A 19,935-nucleotide genomic window follows, 5' to 3' on the forward strand; every position below is an offset into this window, starting at 1 on the left:
GGATCGGTGTCGAATTCGCGCGCGTATGGCGAACGCGCGCGCGTTTGCGGGAAAATCGGCCCGCTACCCAACTATTCGTAACTCTTCACTCGAAGCTAGATGTCGATAGACATTGCTACGGAGTGCAGAGTCGTCGGACCGCTGCTTCGATTTTCGACGCCCGACGCTGGTGTTCGGCGTCGTCGACGGGTCCGCAATCACTGCCGGGCGCGGTCATCCAGGCCGAGGTGATGCCGAAGATCATGGTGAACAGGTCGTCGACGGTGAAGGCGTCGGAGATCAGTCCGTTCTGCTGCGCGGCCGCCATGGCGTTTCGTCGCTCGGCGATCACCGCATGGATGTCGTCGGCACCGGCGACCGCTGTGCCGCCTTGAAGTTGCGTCCACAGCAGCAGTCGGTGCTCCTGGGGATTCGCGGCGAGGTGCAGATATTCGCGCGCGGCGTATCCCCCGAGATCGTCGACGGTGAAGGGAACCGACTCCAGGAAGCGCGCGAATCCGTCTTCCACGACGGCCCGGAACAGTGCTTCCTTGTCTCCGAAGTATGCGTACAGGCGTTCCTTGCTCGCCTTGGCCGAGACCGCGATGCGATCGACCCGTGCCCCGGCCAGGCCGTGCTCGGAGAATTCTGCGCGGGCAGCGACGACGATGCGGGCGCGGGTGGCGCTTGCGTCAGGCTTCATGGCGGCCACCCTACCGCCAACCAACTAGTTCGTTTGACAGTCGGTCCATCGTCGCTTACCTTTTCGGTCGGGACATTTTTCGTGCCCAGAGAATCAACGAGTACGAGTGGGGTAGAAACATGTCGCAGGTCTCCGAACACGGGGCGCTGGCCGAGAATCCGAATTACGAACGCCGCTGGTTGGTGCTCTGCATCGTCGCCATCACGCAGCTCACGATCGTGTTGGACGGCACCATCGTCAACATCGCCCTGCCGCAGGCGCAGATCGACCTCGGCATCAGCGACACCAGCCGCACCTGGGTGATCACCGCATACGCGCTGGCGTTCGGCGCGCTGCTGCTGCTCGGTGGTCGAATCGCGGACTACTGGGGCCGCAAGCGCTCGTTCATCGTCGGCATGGCCGGCTTCGCCGTTGCCTCCGCCGTCGGCGGACTCGCCCAAGAGGGCTGGCAGCTGTTCATCGCACGCGCAGGTCAGGGCGTCTTCGCTGCACTGCTCGCACCCGCAGCGCTGGCGATCCTGACGGTCACCTTCACCGACACCAAGGAGCGCGCCAAGGCATTCGGCGTGTTCGGCGCGATCGCCGGTGGCGGCGCAGCCGTCGGACTGCTCCTCGGTGGAGTGCTCACCGAGTACGCGAACTGGCGCTGGTGCCTGCTCGTCAACATCCCCGTCGCCATCATTGCGATCGCCGCCGCAGTCCCGCTGGTCAAGGAGAGCAAGGCACACGGCGACACCCGCTACGACCTGCCCGGAGCGATCCTCGTCGCGCTCGGACTGGCCTCGCTGGTCTACGGCTTCACCGAAGCCGAGGACGGCTGGGCGACGGTACCCACCATCTCCTTCATCGCTCTCGGCCTCGCGCTGCTCGCCGCGTTCGTCGTGGTCGAATCCAAGTCCGCCAACCCGCTGCTCCCCCTGAGCGTTCTGCTCGACCGCGACCGCGGTGCCGCATACATCGGGTCGGCCGTCATCGGTGCAGCACTGCTCGGTGGCACGTTGTATCTGACCTTCTACTTCCAGATCGTGCTCCAGATGAGCCCGGTCATCGCCGGTGTCGCGTCGCTGCCGATGACCGGCGGAATCCTGATCACCGCCGCGATCGCCTCGGCACTCGTACCGAAGATCGGGCCCAAGCCGATGATGGCCGTCGGGCCCGTCGTCTCGGCGATCGGCCTGCTGCTGCTCACGCAGATCGGCGTCGACACCTCGTACTGGACGCACGTGCTCCCCGGAGTCGTACTACTCGGGCTCGGTCTCGGCCTGCTGATGGTGCCGATGCAGAACGTCGCTCTCATCGGCGTCCCCGATCACGATGCGGGTGCCGCATCCGCGCTGATCAACGCGACGCTTCAGGTCGGCGGCGCACTCGGCGCAGCGGTGTTCACCACGGTGTACACCTCGTCGAAGACGACGTTCCTCGCCGAGAACCCGGCACCGACGCCGCCCGCAGGAGTTCCTGCGGAGGCTCTTGCCGGCCAGGAAATCCCCAGCGACGAGATGCTGGCCGCGCTACCGGAACCGATCCGCAACTTCGTGCTCGCCACCATCGATCACGCTTTCGCAGCCGAGGTGTCGGGCTACGCGTGGGCCTTCGGAACCGCCGCGATCCTGGTCGCGTTGGTGTGCCCGGTCGTGCTGGTACTGGTCCGTGCCAAGAAGGACGACCTGCCAGTCGGGGACACTCCGGTCCACATCGGCTAGCGCATACGAGAACAGAACCCCGCTGCTCGCCCGTCGAGCAGCGGGGTTTTTCGTTGTGGTGACCGTCAAGCCCGATCGGGGTCGATCGCCTCGGCCTGCGCCGTGAGCAGCATGTGCAGCAACTCGGGAGGCAGAGCCATGGGCGGCAGCGCGCCGAGAGCGATGGAGTTCTCCGCCTCGCCGCCCAGCTCGACCACCTCGTCGTGCAGGCTTTCCATCTTCTCGTCGAGCTTGTTGGCGCTCTCGGCCGCCTCGGTCAGCTCCGCCAACAGAGTCTCCGGAATCTGCCCGCGATACTTGTAGAAGATCTTGTGCTCGAGGCTCGCCCAGAAATCCATCGCGATGGTTCTGATCTGCAGTTCGACGAGGACCGGCTGGACGCGATCGGACATGAACACCGGAATCTCGACGATCAGATGCAAGCTCTTGTAGCCGTTGGCTTTCGGGTTCGCGATGTAGTCCTTGATCTCGACGACGCGCACGTCGCTCTGACTGCTGAGCATGTCGGCGATGCGGTAGGTGTCGGAGATGAAGCTGCAGGTGATGCGCACTCCGGCGACGTCGAAGATGTTCTCGCGAATCGCATCGAGAGTCAGGGCGCACTTCTTCCGCTGCGCCTTCTCGAAAATGCTCTCCGGAGTCTTCAACCTCGACGAGACGTGCTCGATGGGGCTGTACCGGTGAATGTGGGTGAATTCCTGCTTCAAGATGTTGATCTTCGTGATCAGCTCGTCGATCCCGAACTTGTAGCTCATCATGAATCGCGTGAAATCTTGTCTCAGTTGACCCAGATCGACGACGGGCTCACTGTTGTTCATACCGTCGATTGTCCACGACGGGCGACTGTGTTCGCGCAGCGCGGGAATCGAAGCTGGCGTCACTGCACGAGTTGCGTAGCTCCGGCGTGAACAGCACGACGCCACAGCGTTCGCACTGATGGGTGCGGTGATGTCCGCGGTCGCACGAACAGGCCCGTGAACCCACCAATACCGAACCGGCGACGAGTGGATGGCCGTTGGTGCAGCGAGAAGGCGCTCGTTCTGCCCACCGATCGCCGACGCGATAGAGCGATCCGGCAACCGGGTCGGTGTCGCGCTCGTCGGATGCCATCGCGCGCAACCGCCTTCGACACTGTCTACCGTCCGATATGGACCGCCCGAAGTGGCTCCGCTGGCCGCATCGCCAACTTCGGGGGCCCGCTCAGACTAACAGAAATCGAACGTGTGTTCTAACTCGTAGGTCAAAACCACGTCTTGCGGCCACCGACTGCGCGCCCCATCGAACCGAGCAACGTCAGAACCGCGCCGACGACGACAAGAATGATGCCGATGGTCGTCAAGATCGAGATGCCGGCGAAATAGCCGATGAGGGCGAGGATGATTCCGAGAACGATCATGACTACTCCTGGTGCCACTGTGAGCCCGCTACCGACGAATTGCCGATGGGACCGAACCTACTCGGGCGCGTGGACGATTGCTCACAATTGTCGCTATTTTCCGGCGTCCACTTTCGCGGCGAGAAACGCCTCCGGGTCGATGAGATCCGCCTGCCCGACGATCGATCCCAGGTCAGCGATACGTTCGATACCGGTCAGCACCATCTCTTCTTCGACCGTGCCCTCGGCGTAGCCGTAGTAGCAGGTCGACGTCGTGTGGTTGTGGTCCTTGTCTATTCGGTTGGCCCGGCCCTCGATCTGCCGAATGTCGATGGGCGTCCACCGGGGATCGTGAATCAGCGTCACGCGTGGTGCGAGGGTGGAAACCGTGCCCTCCGGGAGCAGTAATTCGTTGGTGTGCAGGTTGATCGCACTGGTGGTTGTCGAGACGATGACCGACGCGTCGCCGGTTTGAAAGCGTCTGATCGACGCCTCCTGATCCGGGCTGCTCATACTCCCGTCGACGACCGCGACCTCGAGGCCCTCGTCCCGAAGCGTCTGCGCCAACGCCGCCACCGACTCGCGGTAGAACATCGAGACGAACACCTGATTGCCGGCCTTGACCCAGGTGCGCACCTGATCGGCCGACGCGGGAATGCGTAGGTACGAACACTTCTGGCGGAATCGCAGGGTCGCGGCACGAGTGCTCGGGTTCTTCTGCAGCACGCGCTTGCCGCCGACGGCCTTCCAGATCGGTAGCCCGACTTCCTTGCGGTAGTCCACCCACGCCGAGTTGTACAGCCGCTTCTGCGCGGCGGTGAGTTCCTGGCCGAGCGGCTCGCGTGGGGTCGGCGGCGAGGGGCGCGAAATCGACCACGGCACAGCACCTCCCGACAGCCACCCATGTACGGACGCGATATCGCGGGCGCGTCGGGCCGCGTCCTCGGGCTCCCACCGCCACGTCGTCAATCCCGTCGTCGCCTTGCCTGCCTTGACGGCGAACCCCGATTCGATGAGGAACTCGGCCCACTTCATCGTCACCGCATAGCCGAGATACTCGTCGTCGCCGAGGATCTCGACCCCGCGGCTGCGCTCGACGGCCCTCGCCATGTAGGCGAAGTGCAGCGGCTGATAGCCGGGAGTGGCAGACATCCACACCACCGAGCGCGCCGCCTCCTGATACCGCCAGAGGATCTGCGACTGCTGGGATTCGATGTTCATCAACGCATGCGATTCGTCGGCGATCACCACGTCGATGTCGAACCGCAGTTCACCGAGCGAGATGGTCCGCTTGTTCTGTGTCCGTTTACGTTTGCCCAGATCGGTCTCCGGCGGCACCGACAGCAGCTTCTTCGTCGACTGATACGTGATCAACAGCCAGCGTTTGCGATCGGACGGCTCGATATCGGCCTCGCTGTCGGCAATGGTTCGACGCCATCCCGGCAACGCGCCCTTGGGCGCAACCACCAGTACGGTCCCGATCTCGGCCGCCGACATCTGCCGAACGGCCTCGCATACCGCGAGCGTCTTGCCCAGACCCGTCGAATCCATCTGCGCGAAGTACGGGAACCCGGCCTCGAGGGCAGCGAGATGCCGTCGTACCGATTCGAGCTGCGTGTCGCGAGGCTGCATCGCACGGTCCCGAACCACCTCGTCACGCCATGTTTCGTTGGCGTCGTCCTCGAGCCACCGCTGCAGGCTGTACGGCATCGACTCGTACGGCTGCAGATACTCCGGCAACGCGGTGCCGTAGTACGCGAAGACCCGCGGACCCGGGTACCAGCGCGCCCCGGCCGCACCCGCCGCCGACCTGTCCTCGAACGGCACGTCCAACACCCAGACCCGCTCCCCGGGATCGGGAACCCGGAGATCCGGTGCTGCAGCCTTGCGGGACGAGGTCTTGCGCGGAGCCGCTCTCTTGCGTGGTGCGGCCTTCTTCGGGGCAGCTTTCGTCGTTGCAGGCTCGCCGTTCTTCGCGGCCGCGAACTTTCGCGCAGCGCTGCTCTGCCCGGCCTTGACGGTGCGGGCAGTGGTGGATCGGGCTGTGCGTCTACGAGGTGGCATCGGATCCAGTCTGTCGTACGGTGTGCACGAACACCGTAAAGGAGCCCTGTGACATACCCGAACGACCCGCGCGCTGTAGTGCTCGTCCACGATCAGGACCCGGCTCTCGCGCGACGCGACATCGGCACTCTCGACGCCGAGTTACGCACCAGGGGTTTCCAGTTGGACGTGCACTCCTTCGACCACAGCCCAGACCTCGCGCCGCCACCACTGTCCGGCGCACAGCTGCTGGTCGTCATGGGCTCGCCCGACGCCGCGTACGACGACACGCTGGCCTGGCTCGCGCCGGAGATCGCGTACGTCCGGGAGGCGATCGACACAGGGGTCCCGATCCTGGGTGTCTGCTTCGGCGGACAGTTGCTCGCTCGGGTACTCGGCGGCACCGTTCGCAAGTCCGAGCATCCCGAGTACGGATTCGTCGACGTCGAGACGTCCGAGCCCGAGCTCATCGCCCCCGGACCGTGGATGGAGTTCCACGGCGATACGTTCACCGCTCCCCCGCAGGCCACGGTGATCGCCCGCAACGAGTCCGCGCAACAGGCCTTCGTGCTCGGGCCGCACCTCGGGTTGCAGTTCCACCCCGAGATCGACCTCGACACCTACGACGCGTGGGCTGCGGCGTGGGACCGCGACGGCGTCGAACATGCGGTGGACACCCGCGAGATCAGACGAGCGATCGCGGACGCCGAACCTGCAGCTCGGGTGCGTTGCTCGGCTCTGCTCGACGCATTTCTCGCCCGATCCTCGGCGGTGCCCCGGTAGGGTCGAACGATGACCGAGGCCAGGCCCAGCAACTTCAGCGATCACCAACTCGGCATCTACGCCGCCGGGATGTTCGCGCAGCAGACACCGTCGATTACCACCAATCTGGCGAGGCTGGAGGAGCAGGCTGCCGAGACGCTCTCTCCGGAGGCCCTCGGCTACATCGTGGCCAGTGCGGGCAGCGGCTCGACGGCGCGTGCGAACCGCACCGCCTTCGACAAGTGGGCCATCACGCCCCGGATGCTGCGCAGCTCGGCGGCTCGTGATCACGCGTGCACCGTGCTCGGCACCGACATGCCTGCCCCGCTCATGATCGCTCCCGTGGGCATTCAGACTCTCGCGCACCCCGAGGGGGAGCTCGCCACCGTCCGCGCCGCCGCGGAACTCGGTGTGCCGTACATACATTCGACCCAGGCCTCGCACTCGTTCGAGCAGATCGCCGAGGCAGGTGGCGACGCTCCGCGCTGGTATCAGCTCTACTGGCCGACGGACGAATCGGTGTTGCTGAGCTTCCTGCAGCGTGCGAAGGATTCCGGATTCAGCGCGCTGGTGCTGACGCTCGACACGACGCTGCTGGGCTGGCGGCCCGCCGATCTGGACCGCGGTTACCTGCCGTTCCTGGCCAACCTCGGCATCGAGAACTACCTGAGCGACCCGGCGTTCCAGGCCGGCCTGGGGCAGCCGGTCGAGGAGAATCCCGTTGCCGCCGCTATGCATTGGGCGCAGATGTTTCCCAACCCCGGTCTGTCGTGGAAGAATCTGGCGTTCCTCCGGGAGCACTGGAGTGGGCCGATCGTGCTCAAGGGAATCTGCACCGTGGGCGACGCCCGAGAGGCGGCCGCGCACGGGGTCGACGGCATCGTCGTCTCCAACCACGGCGGCCGGCAGATCGACGGGGCCAGAGCGTCACTCGACGCGTTGCCGTCCATCGTAGAGGCGGTGGGCGATGAATTGACAGTCCTGTTCGACTCCGGAGTACGCACCGGAGCCGACATGGCCAAGGCTCTTGCTCTGGGAGCCGATGGGGTGCTGCTCGGCCGACCGTTCCTCTACGGCCTGGCGCTCGGTGGTCAGGAGGGCGTCGCGCACGTATTACGTTGTCTGCTGGCCGAATTCGACCTGGTGACCAGCCTGTCCGGCCATACCGGCGCAGGCGAACTGGGCCGCGACTCGATCATGGAGTCCTGATGGAGTGGACGAAGCACGCCATCTGGTGGCACCTGTACCCGCTCGGCTTCACCGGTGCGCCGGTGCACGGCTGGGACGGTGAATCTCAGGCGGATCTGCACCGGCTGAACAGAATCGAGAACTGGCTCGACTACGCACTCGAACTCGGTGCGTCGGGCATCGCCCTCGGTCCGATCTTCGAGTCCGAGAAGCACGGATACGACACTGTCGACTATTTCCACATCGACGGCAGGCTCGGCACCGACGAAGATATCGACTCCCTGATCGCCGCGGCGCACTCCCGCGGTCTGAAGATCATGTTCGACGGCGTCTTCAACCATGTGGCGCAGAGTTTTCCGAAGTTTCAGGAAGCGCTGACCGAGGGTGCGGACTCCGAGGCCGCGGGGTGGTTCCACCTCGATTGGTCCGGTGAAAAGCCGACGCATCGCAACTTCGAGGGCCACGACGAACTGGTCGCACTCGATCACGAGAGCCCGGATGTGCAGCAGTACGTCGTGGATGTCCTGTCGCACTGGCTCGAGCGAGGCGTCGACGCCTGGAGGCTGGACGCGGCCTATGCGGTATCGCCGCGTTTCTGGGCCGCGGTGTTGCCGAAGGTTCGGGAAAAGCACCCGGACGCATACTTTCTCGGCGAGGTCATTCACGGCGACTACGACCGAATCGTCTCGGCCTCCACGCTGGACTCGGTCACTCAGTACGAGCTGTGGAAGGCCGTCTGGAGCGGTCTGAGCGAGCTCAACTTCTTCGAGCTCTCCCATGCGCTCGAGCGTCACAACGGCTGGCTCGACGCCTTCGTGCCCGCCACGTTCGTCGGAAATCACGACGTCAACCGCATCGCCAGCGTCATCGAGGACGAGCGACATCTGCTGCACGCCTTGGTGGTTCTGTTCACCGTGGGCGGTATGCCGATGATCTACTACGGCGACGAGCAGGCGTTTCGCGGAATCAAGGAGGATCGAGTCGGCGGTGATGACGAGGTGCGTCCGGAGTACCCCGACACGTCCGAGAATCTCGCTCCGTACGGTTGGCCGGTCTACCGAGTGCATCAGGAGCTGATCGCACTTCGGCGTCGCAATCCGTGGCTGTACTCCGCGCGCACCGAGACGCTCGAACTCACCAACACCGCACTGCTCTATCGCGCGCACGCCGACGGCGAATCGCTGACGGTCGCGCTCAACCTCGGTGACGACGCCATCGACTACCCGGTTCAAGGCGACGAGGTGCTCGCAGGCGAAGCGGATCTGCACGACGGGCGGGTGAGCGTCCCGCCGCACGGCTGGGCCGTGATCGGCTGAACGCGTGTATTCGGTTCCATTTGCTTCTCTAGCGTGAAAACAAGACACGGCGAGAAACCGCTACAGGTACAGTCGACCGCGACACGGGGTGCCCGTCAGGGCTGAGAACACACCCGTCGAACCTGATCTGGTTAGGACCAGCGAAGGGAATGTCGTGGCGTTGCGGTATTCCTGTCCCCTCGTGACGGTCCCGACCTCGAACGAGAGGCGAGGCGCATGAAATTCGACGAGCAGACAGTGTTGGTCACCGGCGGTGGACGCGGACTGGGAGCAGCGATCGCCGCGGCGTTCGCCGGCCAGGGTGCCCGAGTGGTGATCGACTACCGCAACAGCAAAGATGCCGCCGAAGCGCTGGCGAACCGACTCGGTGAGAACGCGATCGCGGTCCAGGGTGATGTCACCGACGACGCCGCGGTGGCCGCGCTGTTCGATACCGCGCGTGAGCATTTCGGCACCCCGATCACCACCGTCGTCAACAACGCGCTGGCCGATTTCTCGTTCGACGGAGACGCACGGCCCAAAGCCGACACGATCACCTGGGAGCGTTTCGACGCTCAACTGCGCGGCAGCGTCCGCGCGGCGTTGTTGACCACCCAGGCCGCACTGCCGGGCATGCGCGAGGCGGGGTTCGGACGAATCATCAACGTGGGCACCAACTTGTTCCAGAATCCAGTAGTCCCGTACCACGACTACACGGCCTCCAAGGCGGCGCTGCTCTCGCTGACCCGCACTCTGTCCGCCGATCTGGGCGCAGACAACATCACCGTCAACATGGTCTCGGGTGGACTGCTCCGCACCACCGACGCCAGCTCCGCGACCCCGGCCGAGGTGTTCGATTTCATCGCCGCCTCGACCCCGCTGCAACGCGTCACCACCCCCGAGGAATTCGCCGACGCTCTGCTGTTCTTCGCCTCGCCGTGGGCGCGGTCGGTGACCGGCCAGAATCTCGTCGTCGACGGTGGCCTGGTCAAGGACTGACATGCATCTCAACGCTTTTCTCTACGGTTGCGGCCACCACAGCGCGGCGTGGCGTCACCCCGATTCGCGAGTGGAGGACTTGGGCGATATCTCGTACTACGAGGAACTCGCGCGGCTCGCCGAGCGGGGCAAGTTCGATGCGGTGTTCTTCGCCGACGGTCATTCGGTACGCGACCCGGCCGGGGCAGGCACCTGGTTCCTCGAACCGATCACCGCGCTGTCCGCCATGGCGCGGGCCACCACGCACATCGGCCTCGTCACCACGGTCTCGTCGACGTTCTACACACCGTTCCACGCTGCACGCATGTTGGCGTCGCTCGATCACATCAGTGGCGGCCGTGCTGGTTGGAACGTCGTCACCTCCATGTTCGACGCCGAAGCACGCAACCACGGGATGGACGTCATCCCGGCTCGTGAGGAGCGATATGCCCGCGCCGAGGAGTTCGTGGATACGGCTCGGGCGCTGTGGGATTCGTGGGATGCCGACGCGTTGACGCTCGATCGAAGCGGACACTACGCCGATCCGGCGAAGGTGCACTCGATCGACCACGACGGCAAACACTTTCGGGTCGACGGCCCGCTGACGGTGCCGCGGTCGCCGCAGGGGAAGCCGGTGCTGTTTCAGGCCGGCGCGTCGGGCCCGGGCCGGGATCTGGCCGCGAAGTACGCCGAGGCGATCTATGCCGTTGCCTACGATCTCGTTGCAGCGCAGAGCTATTACAACGACGTGAAGGCGAGAATCCGGCATGCGGGCCGCGACAGCGCGACAGTGGGCATCATGCCGGGTTTGGTGACGTACATCGGGTCGACCATGGACGAGGCTCGCCGCAAGAAGGCCGAACTCGATGAGCTGCTGCCCACGGAGCAGTCACTGGCGATGCTGTCGACGTTCACCGGACAGGACTGTGCTGCCTGGGAACTCGACGCGCCGGTACCGTCCCTGCCTCCGGCGGCCGAGTTCGCCGGACCGCAGGGTCGCTACGAGACGATCCTGCGGATCATCGAGAAGGACGCCCCGACTGTGCGGGAGTTGCTCGGCACCCTCGCTGCGGGCGGCGGCCACGCGACGATGATCGGCACGCCGGAGTCCATCGCCGACGAGATGCAGTCGTGGATCGGCCGCGGTGCCGACGGCTTCAATCTGATGTGTCCGCGCTACCCGGACTCATTGGCGGACTTCGTCGATCAGGTGGTGCCGATCCTGCAGCGGCGCGGTGTGTTTCGCGCCGACTACACCGCGTCGACGCTACGCGGGCACCTGGCCGGGTGATTCGTGAACATCAGTCCAGCGAGTCGATGAATTCCCTCGTCAGTCTTGCGATGTCGTCGGCATGGGAGATCGGCGACCAGTGTCCCGCCGGAATGTCGTTGCGCGTGAGGTTCTTCACCCACTTGCCGGTGTCGTCGTAGTGGTACGGACGCACCGCGACGTCCTCGGTGTTGACGATGAGGTGCACGGGGATGTCGATGTACCGCTCACGTGGATTGCCCAGGAGCGGAATGATGTTGGCCCGGTAGAGTTTGGTGCCGTTGGTGGCATCCGACCACAATGTGGGGTTCTGGGTGACGAGCTTCGGATCGACGCCCGAGAACTCCTGGAGGAACGCCGGCCACCCCTTGGCGAACTGCCGCTTGATGCGCAACGTGGACAGGCCGGGGATGTGGAAGGTGACGGTGTACCACGACGCGCGTACCTGGGCGAGCACCTGCTTGATGCCGGTGAGGGTGGGTTTGCGCAGGCGCGACTGCGACCACTTGCCGAGGTGATCGAGGTTCGGCCCGGAAATCGATGTGTACGAACGAATTCGGTCCTTCGCCTGGGGCTGGGCTGCGGCCTCCCATACCTCGACGGCACCCCAGTCGTGGGCGAGCACGTGCACCGGGGCGTCGGGGCTGACGGCGTCGGCGACGGCATAGAAATCCGAGGCGAGCCGGGCCAGCTTGTACGCCGACTGCTCCGCGGGGACCGAGCTCTCGCCTGCGCCGCGGGAGTCGTAGCTGATCACCCGGAAGCGGTCCTCGAGCTGCGGCACGATGTGGCTCCACAGCTCGTGAGTATCGGGCCAGCCGTGCACGAGGACGATGGGATCGCCGTCGGGATTGCCGCTCTCGAACACCGCCAGCCGGATTCCCTCGTTGATGACCGTGGTACGAACCGCGTTGCTGCTCAACAGTTTTCCGTTCTATAGATCGAGTACGAGACGCCCGCTGCGTGCGCGTGAAACGCAGATGAGCATGTGATCGCGCTGCTCTTCCGGCGTCAGTCTGTTTTCCAGGTGCTCGGGCTCACCGGAGAGCACCCGGACCTTGCAGGTACCGCAGAAGCCCTGCTGGCACGAGTACGCGACGTTGGGTTTCTGCTCCTTGACCGCCGTCAGCACGGAGGCGTCGGCGGCGACGTCGAGCACAGCGCCCGTGCTGATCAACTGCACCTCGAACGGCGTGCCGTCGAGAATCGGCGGCGGACCGAATCGCTCGAAATGCAGTGCGGTGGATGGGCATTGGCGAAAGTCGCGGCGGACTGCGTCGAGCATGGGGGTGGGGCCGCAGCAGTAGACGGCACCGCCTGCGGGTGCGCGCTCGAGCAATTCGCCCTCGGTGGGGTACCCGTGCACGTCGTCGGTCCGGACGAACACCCGGTCCGATTCCCAGCTCTCGATCTCGTCGAGAAAGGGCATCGTGTCGCGTGATCGACCGCAGTACACGAATTGCCAGTCCATGCCGAGAATTCTTGCGGCGCGGACCATCGCGATGATGGGAGTGATCCCGATACCGCCGGCGATGAACAGTGCGCTGCCGTCGCCGACGAAAGGGAATCCGTTGCGGGGGCCACGGACGGTGACCTCGGTGCCGGGTTGCAGTCCGTGCATTTCGATGGATCCGCCTGCGCCGGTCGGGATTCGGCGCACCGCGATGCGATAGGAGCTGCGATCGGAGGGATTTCCGCACAGTGAGTACTGCCGGCGACGGCCCGAGGGCAGGTGCAGATCGAGATGACAGCCCGGATGCCAGATGGGCAGCTGTGCACCCGTCGGCGACGCAAGGGTGAGGGCTGCAACATCGTTGTCCTCGGCGACGATCTCGCGTTCGGTGACGACCAACTTCAACGCCGAATCGGGGTTGTGGCCGGCGACGGCGTCGTTGTACTCCGCTCCGGCCGCCGCCTGCATGTACCCGTTGAGAAACGTACCGAGCAGCTGCATCGAGCGATCCGGACGCCCACGCCCGCGCAGGTCCGGCGGAGCATCCTTGGGGAGCAGCCGCGGGACGCGCCGTGAAGACAGCTTCACCTCGCTGCAGCCTGAGCGGCCGGCGAGGACGCAAGGTACCGGACGGCCTGAGCTGTGGAGCCTTCCTGGCTGGGGTGATACGACTTCTTGAGGTAGCGCGACATGCTGCGACCGACGTGCGTCAGCGCGGGAAGGGTGCCGCGTTTGACCGACTTCCGCCACAGTGCCGAGCGCGGCTTGCGGACGGACTTCGGTGCCGACTGCAGCTCCGGGTCGTTCTTCATCAGGAAGATGATCCCGCGCATCCAGATGTAGGCCATCAACGGCACGACCACGACGAACGTACGCAACCGGCGAACCTCGCGCTTGTCGAAGTATCGCAGCGTGTCGTAGGCGACCGAGCGGTGCTCTACTTCCTCGGCACCGTGCCAGCGCAGCAGATCGAGCATGGTGGGGTGGATGCCCGCGCGGTCGAGACCGTCGGCGTTGAGTACCCAGTCACCGAGAAATGCCGTCACGTGCTCGATCGCGGCGATCAGAGCCAAGCGTTCGACCAGGTTGTTCTTCGATCGAAGGCTGGTCACCGAATCGGAGCCGAGGACCTTGCCGAAGGCCCACTCCATCTGGTCGGTGAACGGAGTCGGGTCGAGTCCTTTGGCCTGGAGATGCACGAGTACGCCGGTGTGTGCCTCGGCGTGCACGGCTTCCTGGCCGATGAAGCCGATGACGTCGTCGCGCAGCTTCTCGTCGTCGATGTACGGCAGGGCTTCCTTGAACGTGTCGACGAACCAGTGCTCGCCGGCGGGCAGCAGCAGATGCAGCACGTTGAGTACGTGCGTGGTGTACGGATCGCCCGGCACCCAGTGCATCGGCAGATCGCTCCAGTCGAACTTGACGTTTCTGGCTTGCAGCATCACTTCACCGGGATCCGATGCGACGATCTTCCGTTCGCTCATCGAGCCACCTCCTCCACGTTCGCAGGTGTGGCCGGTGCCACAGTGCGAGACTTAGTATAAACACCGGTAACAGATAAAGGGAACCGTGACGGTATCCGATGAGACACTTCTGTCATGACCGACTCCTCCCCCGTGTCGACTCCCCCGAGTCGGATGCCCGTCACCTGGCCTGCCGAATGGCCCGCCGAAGTTCGGCGCATCGCTGATGCCACGAATGATGCGCTGGCTGCTGTCGCCTTGCAGAATTCGGTGGCGTTCGACGATGCCGTCGAATCGTTGGGCCGCTCGGACTCGGCAAAGGCCGGGCACGTGCATGCCGAGATGGTACGCACGTTGCTCGAAGAGGTATACAGCGACGGATTGACCGGCGAGAACGTCCAGGAGGTCCTCGGCCGAACCGTACGAGGAGCGGACTGGCTGCCGAACCTGGACATCGACGGGTTCGTCGAGGTGCTCACCGGAGCGCTGGGGGTGTCCGACATCGAAGAGCAGTCGCGAGTGAGGCCGCGTCCGGCGCACGCGTTGCTGGTGGTCGCAGACCTGCTCGCGGTGCGCCGTGGCCGAGCCGAGACCTATCTGCGGTACGCACTGGCCGAGGTGCGCCGCGCCGAGACGATCGAGATGCCCTAGGAAAGTCTTCGCCTGTCTTGCATACGCGCTAGACCGTCGAAGAAAGCGCTACCGATGCAGGACGTGGCGTCGTGTCCGCTAGCGATGCAGAATGTTCGCTCCGGCGATGACGGCTCGCACGGCCGACAGGTGTGCGTCGGGATCCATGCCCATCGACCATTCGCGGCGACCGTCGTGCTCGGCGAGGACGAAGGTGGCGGTCTCGTCGCCGATGATCTGCTGGTGGAACGAGAGGATCTCGATGCGGAATCCGGCGTCGTGGAGCATCGACGTCAATGCCTCGATCGGCCCGTAAGTCGTTGCCGCACAGGCGATGATCGTATCGCCGACGCCGAAGGTCGCGTCGAACTCGATCCTGCAACCCGTCGACTTGGTCCCGGTCCATGACCCCAGTCGAAGAGGCCCGGTGCTGGGCGAGAAGCGGTCGGTGAAGTTCGTCCACGACATGTGTTGCCAGGTGATCTCGTCGCGCATCGTGCGCGGCAGGGCGCAACCGAAACGGGCGTGGAACGGATCTGTGGCGAGAGTGGAAGCAAATGCATTCATGAGGGTGGTCCTGGCGAATGTGAAGGGAGGACCGAGAGAGCACGACGACCCGCAGCGAGGGGTCGGTCCGAATCAGACCCCGCTACGGCGGCGTACTACGAGAATGCGCTTCACACCCCAGAAAGTAGTCCTCCGTCGCAGCCGCGCGCAAGTATCGAGTGAATACAGATCTCTAGGACACGAACTAGATGTCCGCATATATCGCACGATTCGTTGTAACTTTGGCCCCATGGACCCCGTGCGTAACCCCTACGCCCCCGGCGCCGGCCAGCGCCCACCCGAGCTCGCAGGCCGAAAGAAGCAGCTCGACGCCTTCGACGTCGTACTCGAACGCATCACCCGCGGCAGGCCGGAACGCAGCGTCGTTCTCACCGGGCTGCGAGGCGTCGGGAAGACGGTGTTGCTCAACCAACTCCGATCCGCGGCGATCGCCCGCGGCTGGGGCACCGGCAAGATCGAGGCTCGGCCGGACCAGGAACTGCGTCGACCGCTGTCGTCGGCGCTGCACATGGCGGTCCGCGGGATCGCGGCATCGCATCGCGATCCCGAACGCGTCGACGAATTCCTCGGCGTCCTCAAGGCCTTCGCCCTACGCGCCACCGCGGACAAGGGCATGCGGGAGCGGTGGCAGCCCGGCATCGACGTCCCGGCGAAGACCGGCCGCGCCGACTCCGGCGACATCGAGATCGACCTCGTGGAACTGCTGCTCGACGCCTCCGCGCTGGCCGGCGACGTGGGCGTGGGCATCGCCATCTTCATCGACGAGATGCAGGATCTGGGTGCCGCGGACATCTCCGCGTTGTGTGCGGCGTGCCATGAGCTCAGTCAGGACACCGCGCCGCTGATCATCGTCGGGGCCGGCCTGCCACACCTACCTGCGGTGTTGTCGGCATCCAAGAGCTACTCCGAGCGCCTGTTCAGTTACCACCGGATCGGTCGACTCGAGCGAGCCGCGGCCGACCTGGCGTTGATCGCTCCGGCCGACCGCGAGGACGTCGAATTCACCCCCGACGCGCTCGACGCGCTGTATGCGGCCGCCGACGGCTACCCGTATTTCGTCCAGGCCTACGGCAAGGCGACGTGGGATCTCGCGGCCGACACCCCGATCACCGTCGAGGACGTGCGCGTCGCCGCTCCGACGGCGGAGGAGGAACTGGCCGTCGGATTCTTCGGTTCTCGCTACGAGCGTGCGACGCCTGCCGAGCGTGAATACATGCGTGCGATGGCCGAACTGTCCGTGGACGACGGCTCGGTGCCGACCTCGGCCGTGGCCACCGAGCTGAAGCGCAAGCCTGCATCGCTGTCTCCCGCTCGCGACGGACTGATCAAGAAGGGCCTGATCTACTCGGCCGAGCGCGGAACCATCGCGTTCACGGTGCCGCACTTCGGTCGCTACCTGCGGGCACAGACCGACGAACCTGCGGCGGTGTGAACTCTCACTACGCCTCAGCGCGCTCGACGCACAGTTGCTCGAGTTTCCGCACTGCCTTGGGGTCGGAGTGGTCGACGTTGACGAGCTCGGCGTCGCCGTCGTAGAAGTCGATCAGTCGCTGATCCATCACCTTGCGCCACAACGGCGGAACCAGCGCGCAGAAGATCATCACTGCATATCCGGCCGGTAGCTGCGGGGACTCGTCGACGGTGCGCAGTGCCTGGTAGCGGCGCACCGGATTCGCGTGATGGTCGCTGTGCCGTTGCAGGTGGTACAGAAACAGGTTGCTCCACAGGTGATCGCTGTTCCAGCTGTCGCGGTGGGTCGGTTTGCCGTATCGACCGCTCTTGCGCTTCTGCCGCAGCAGCCCGTAGTGCTCGAGGTAGTTGGCTGCCTCGTAGAGGACGATCGCGATCGCAGCCTGCAGGAACAGATACGGCACGGTCACCACACCGAAGACGGCGATCAGCACGCCGAACAGCACAACGCTCATGGCCGCGGCATTGAACAGGTTGTTTCGGTACGACCAGGGAGACAGGCCCTGGCGGGCGAGGCGTCGAGTCTCGAGCTCCCAGGCCGAGCGCAGGCCGTGCACGATCGTGCGCGGCAAAAACTTCCAGAACGACTCGCCGAACTTTGCCGACGCCGGATCCTCCGGGGTGGCGACGCGGAGGTGGTGGCCGTGATTGTGCTCGACGTAGAAGTGGCCGTACAGGGACTGTGCCAGTGTCACCTTCGACAGCCATCGCTCCAGACGCTCACGCTTGTGGCCCAGCTCGTGCGCGGCGTTGATGCCGACCCCACCGACGATGCCGACGGTGATGGCCAGGCCGATCCGCTCCGGAACTCCCAGCGGGCCGTGCGCCCAGAGATAGCAGGCCGCAACGAGTCCCGCGTACTGCAACGGCAGGAACAGGTAGACGCACCAGCGGTAGTACGGATCCTTCTCCAGCGCGGCGATCGCCTCGTCCGGGGGATTGCTGCGGTCCACTCCGGCGAATCTGTCCACCAGTGGCAGTGCGACACCCATGATCATCAGGCCGAGGGTCCAGAACGCACCGGGCCCGAGAAGGGTCACCAGCCCCCAGGCCAGGAACGGGCTGAGAGGAATCGTCAGCCCCAGCGGCCACAGGTAGCGTTTGGGGTCGCGCCACCGCGGCGACGTGCTCGTGGCGGACTCATCACGCATTCTGGATTCTTCACTCCTGAGTCCTGGTCGGTGCCGTGCCCCGAGGTGCGGGGACAAACGGTAGTGGCGTGTCACAACTACATCGCCCGTTCCACCAGGATAGTTACCCAAGCAAATTTTGCAGGTTCTCCGATGGGCCGTCGAACGCCCCGCTGCCCTTGTACGGTGACCGGATGAAGCATGTCGAGTCGTCGTTCGTCGGAGTTCACGGAACCCGAATCGTCTACGACGTCTGGACCCCCGAGACCACGTCGACCGGGATTGTGGTGCTCGCCCACGGCCTGGCCGAGCACGCGGGCCGGTACCGGCACGTCATCGAACGGCTTGGCTCGCTCGGCCTCGTCGTCTACGCGCCCGACCACCGCGGACACGGGCGATCCGGTGGCAAACGGGTGTCAGTGGACAAGTGGTCCGACTTCACCGACGACCTGCACACGCTGTTCGGCATCGCAGCTGCCGAGCATCCGAATCAGCGCACCTTCCTGCTCGGCCACAGCATGGGCGGTGCCATCGCACTGTCCTACGCCCTCGACCATCAGGCCGATCTCGACGGTCTGATGCTGTCCGGCCCTGCCGTCGTCCCCAGCGTCGGGCAACCGAAAGCCCTGGTGGCGGTCGGTAAGCTCCTCGGACGCTTCGTACCGGCCGCCCCGGTGCTCAAGCTCGATCCCACTCTCGTCTCTCGCGACAAGGACGTCGTCGACGCCTATGTCGCCGACCCGTTGGGCTACCACGGCAGCGTCTCGGCGGGCCTTGCCGCGGCGATGCTGGGCGTCGGGGACACGTTCCCTGCTCGCCTGCCGTCGCTGAAGATTCCCGTGCTGCTCCAGCACGGGACGGCGGACCGCTTGGCCGACGTCTCGGGCAGCGAGCTCATCGCCGAACTCGCCGGATCCGACGACCTGACCCTGAAAACGTACGACGGGCTGTTCCACGAAGTGTTCAACGAACCGGAGAAGGAGCGCGTACTCGACGATCTCATCGACTGGCTGCGTCCACGTGTACACACCGGCGCTGTAAGTTCCTGACGGATCTTTTCGAAGAAGGGGTACGACCATGACCAGGCGAGCACTCGTATTGGGCGGCGGCGGAGTCGCAGGCATTGCGTGGCAGACGGGTGTCCTACTGGGATTGGCAGAAGCCGGAGCCGACGTCAGCGACGCCGAGATGCTGTTGGGGACCTCGGCCGGGTCCTCGGTCGCAGCCCAGATCTCGAGCGGAGCCGCCTTGACCGAGCTGTTCGAGCGGCAGGCAGACGAAGCGAAGCAGGACCACGAACCGCATGCCGAGGCGACCATCGACGAACTGGTCTCCATGTTGGCTCGGGCTGCCCAGAACTCCGACGGCAGTGCCATCGACACGCGCAGGCGTATCGGCACCGAGGCGCTGTCGGCCTCGACGATCAGCGAGCGTGAGCGCAGGGCCATCATCGAACGACGGTTACCGTCGCACTCCTGGCCGAACCGCGATCTGCGTATCGTCACGGTCGACGCGGTGAGCGGTCGTCATCGGGTTCTCGATCGTGGCTCGGGCGTTCAGTTGGTCGATGCGGTGGCCGCGAGCTGCGCCATCCCGGGAATGTGGCCGCCGGTGACGATCGGTGATCATCGTTACGTCGACGGTGGTATCCGCGCCAGCGAAAATGCGGATCTGGCAGTCGGTTTCGAGAAGGTACTGGTGTTCAGAGTCGGTGCACTCGACCTGGAGCACGATCCGTTCGACATCGAACGTGAGCGGCTGATCAAGGGCGGCTCGAAGGTGGAAGTGATTGCCCCCGATGCAGATTCGGCAGCCGCGATCGGCCCCGATGCCACCGACATCGCGGTCCGATCGGCTGCGGCCGTCGCCGGACGAGCGCAGGGCAATGCCATCGCCGAGCGTATTGCCGAGTTCTGGGTCTAGAGA

At 65.0% G+C, this 19,935-nt stretch carries 19 protein-coding genes and 1 riboswitch; of the genes, 10 read left to right on the forward strand and 9 right to left on the reverse strand.

Features of this window, described 5'->3' with window-relative positions:
* Nucleotides 1–115: 115 nt before the first annotated feature.
* The gene (locus tag R3P95_RS19350) at nucleotides 116–682 is read right to left on the reverse strand and encodes a TetR family transcriptional regulator (RefSeq protein ID WP_149406825.1); all 567 of its coding nucleotides are present in this window, start codon (nucleotides 680–682) and stop codon (nucleotides 116–118) included.
* A 119-nt stretch (nucleotides 683–801) separates the two neighbouring features.
* On the opposite strand from R3P95_RS19350, the gene R3P95_RS19355 reads away from it, so the two are divergent.
* The gene (locus tag R3P95_RS19355) at nucleotides 802–2,385 is read left to right on the forward strand and encodes an MFS transporter (RefSeq protein WP_094640520.1); all 1,584 of its coding nucleotides are present in this window, start codon (nucleotides 802–804) and stop codon (nucleotides 2,383–2,385) included.
* A gap of 65 nt (nucleotides 2,386–2,450) precedes the next feature.
* Here the strand turns inward: R3P95_RS19355 and R3P95_RS19360 are convergent, their stop codons facing one another.
* The 3 genes from R3P95_RS19360 to R3P95_RS19370 form a co-directional block, all read right to left on the reverse strand.
* On the reverse strand, nucleotides 2,451–3,203 hold the full coding sequence (locus tag R3P95_RS19360) for a GTP pyrophosphokinase (RefSeq protein ID WP_068282717.1): 753 nt from the start codon (nucleotides 3,201–3,203) through the stop codon (nucleotides 2,451–2,453).
* A gap of 422 nt (nucleotides 3,204–3,625) precedes the next feature.
* Entirely contained in the window at nucleotides 3,626–3,781 is a 156-nt protein-coding gene (locus R3P95_RS19365; RefSeq protein ID WP_094611554.1) for a DUF6131 family protein, read from the reverse strand.
* Between the two features lie 93 nt (nucleotides 3,782–3,874).
* Nucleotides 3,875–5,824, reverse strand: coding sequence for a DEAD/DEAH box helicase (locus R3P95_RS19370; protein ID WP_317549200.1), 1,950 nt, complete (start codon nucleotides 5,822–5,824; stop codon nucleotides 3,875–3,877).
* 48 nt (nucleotides 5,825–5,872) lie between these two features.
* Here R3P95_RS19370 and R3P95_RS19375 point away from each other — a divergent pair, with 48 nt between their 5' ends.
* The 5 genes from R3P95_RS19375 to R3P95_RS19395 all read left to right on the forward strand — a co-directional run bounded on the left by R3P95_RS19375 (nucleotide 5,873) and on the right by R3P95_RS19395 (nucleotide 11,317).
* Complete coding sequence (locus R3P95_RS19375) at nucleotides 5,873–6,586, forward strand: type 1 glutamine amidotransferase (RefSeq protein WP_317549201.1); 714 nt, start codon at nucleotides 5,873–5,875, stop codon at nucleotides 6,584–6,586.
* A gap of 9 nt (nucleotides 6,587–6,595) precedes the next feature.
* Entirely contained in the window at nucleotides 6,596–7,774 is a 1,179-nt protein-coding gene (locus R3P95_RS19380; RefSeq protein WP_317549202.1) for an alpha-hydroxy-acid oxidizing protein, read from the forward strand.
* Entirely contained in the window at nucleotides 7,774–9,069 is a 1,296-nt protein-coding gene (locus R3P95_RS19385) for an alpha-amylase family glycosyl hydrolase (RefSeq protein WP_317549203.1), read from the forward strand. The genes R3P95_RS19380 and R3P95_RS19385 overlap by 1 nt, the downstream gene beginning before the upstream one ends.
* Before the next feature lie 74 nt (nucleotides 9,070–9,143).
* A riboswitch (TPP riboswitch) is annotated at nucleotides 9,144–9,236 on the forward strand.
* Nucleotides 9,237–9,285: 49 nt separating this feature from the next.
* Nucleotides 9,286–10,047, forward strand: a complete 762-nt coding sequence (locus R3P95_RS19390) for a 3-oxoacyl-ACP reductase (RefSeq protein WP_317549204.1) — start codon at nucleotides 9,286–9,288, stop codon at nucleotides 10,045–10,047.
* 1 nt (nucleotide 10,048) lies between these two features.
* Nucleotides 10,049–11,317, forward strand: a complete 1,269-nt coding sequence (locus tag R3P95_RS19395) for an LLM class flavin-dependent oxidoreductase (protein WP_317549205.1) — start codon at nucleotides 10,049–10,051, stop codon at nucleotides 11,315–11,317.
* 10 nt (nucleotides 11,318–11,327) lie between these two features.
* Here R3P95_RS19395 and R3P95_RS19400 read toward each other — a convergent pair whose 3' ends face one another.
* The 3 genes from R3P95_RS19400 to R3P95_RS19410 are packed head-to-tail and all read right to left on the reverse strand — an operon-like array spanning nucleotide 11,328 to nucleotide 14,233.
* Nucleotides 11,328–12,218, reverse strand: coding sequence for an alpha/beta fold hydrolase (locus tag R3P95_RS19400; protein ID WP_317549206.1), 891 nt, complete (start codon nucleotides 12,216–12,218; stop codon nucleotides 11,328–11,330).
* Nucleotides 12,219–12,230: 12 nt separating this feature from the next.
* On the reverse strand, nucleotides 12,231–13,337 hold the full coding sequence (locus tag R3P95_RS19405; RefSeq protein ID WP_121871449.1) for a PDR/VanB family oxidoreductase: 1,107 nt from the start codon (nucleotides 13,335–13,337) through the stop codon (nucleotides 12,231–12,233).
* Complete coding sequence (locus tag R3P95_RS19410; RefSeq protein WP_094669920.1) at nucleotides 13,334–14,233, reverse strand: metal-dependent hydrolase; 900 nt, start codon at nucleotides 14,231–14,233, stop codon at nucleotides 13,334–13,336. Before R3P95_RS19410 ends, R3P95_RS19405 begins: the two co-directional genes overlap by 4 nt.
* A gap of 114 nt (nucleotides 14,234–14,347) precedes the next feature.
* On the opposite strand from R3P95_RS19410, the gene R3P95_RS19415 reads away from it, so the two are divergent.
* Nucleotides 14,348–14,863, forward strand: coding sequence for a hypothetical protein (locus tag R3P95_RS19415; protein ID WP_149406833.1), 516 nt, complete (start codon nucleotides 14,348–14,350; stop codon nucleotides 14,861–14,863).
* Nucleotides 14,864–14,941: 78 nt separating this feature from the next.
* Here the strand turns inward: R3P95_RS19415 and R3P95_RS19420 are convergent, their stop codons facing one another.
* Complete coding sequence (locus R3P95_RS19420) at nucleotides 14,942–15,409, reverse strand: 2-isopropylmalate synthase (RefSeq protein WP_317549207.1); 468 nt, start codon at nucleotides 15,407–15,409, stop codon at nucleotides 14,942–14,944.
* A gap of 229 nt (nucleotides 15,410–15,638) precedes the next feature.
* On the opposite strand from R3P95_RS19420, the gene R3P95_RS19425 reads away from it, so the two are divergent.
* Nucleotides 15,639–16,841: an ATP-binding protein gene (locus tag R3P95_RS19425; RefSeq protein ID WP_068048586.1), complete on the forward strand. Its 1,203-nt coding sequence runs from the start codon at nucleotides 15,639–15,641 to the stop codon at nucleotides 16,839–16,841.
* A gap of 7 nt (nucleotides 16,842–16,848) precedes the next feature.
* On the opposite strand, the gene R3P95_RS19430 is transcribed toward R3P95_RS19425, so the two are convergent.
* Entirely contained in the window at nucleotides 16,849–18,030 is a 1,182-nt protein-coding gene (locus tag R3P95_RS19430) for an alkane 1-monooxygenase (RefSeq protein WP_317549208.1), read from the reverse strand.
* 173 nt (nucleotides 18,031–18,203) lie between these two features.
* Here R3P95_RS19430 and R3P95_RS19435 point away from each other — a divergent pair, with 173 nt between their 5' ends.
* Both R3P95_RS19435 and R3P95_RS19440 read left to right on the forward strand, forming a co-directional pair.
* Nucleotides 18,204–19,058, forward strand: coding sequence for an alpha/beta hydrolase (locus R3P95_RS19435; protein ID WP_317549209.1), 855 nt, complete (start codon nucleotides 18,204–18,206; stop codon nucleotides 19,056–19,058).
* A 28-nt stretch (nucleotides 19,059–19,086) separates the two neighbouring features.
* Nucleotides 19,087–19,932: a patatin-like phospholipase family protein gene (locus tag R3P95_RS19440; protein WP_317549210.1), complete on the forward strand. Its 846-nt coding sequence runs from the start codon at nucleotides 19,087–19,089 to the stop codon at nucleotides 19,930–19,932.
* The last annotated feature ends 3 nt before the right edge of the window (nucleotides 19,933–19,935 follow it).

It is taken from the genome of Rhodococcus cercidiphylli, from assembly GCF_033042225.1.
Taxonomy (GTDB): Bacteria; Actinomycetota; Actinomycetes; order Mycobacteriales; family Mycobacteriaceae; genus Rhodococcoides.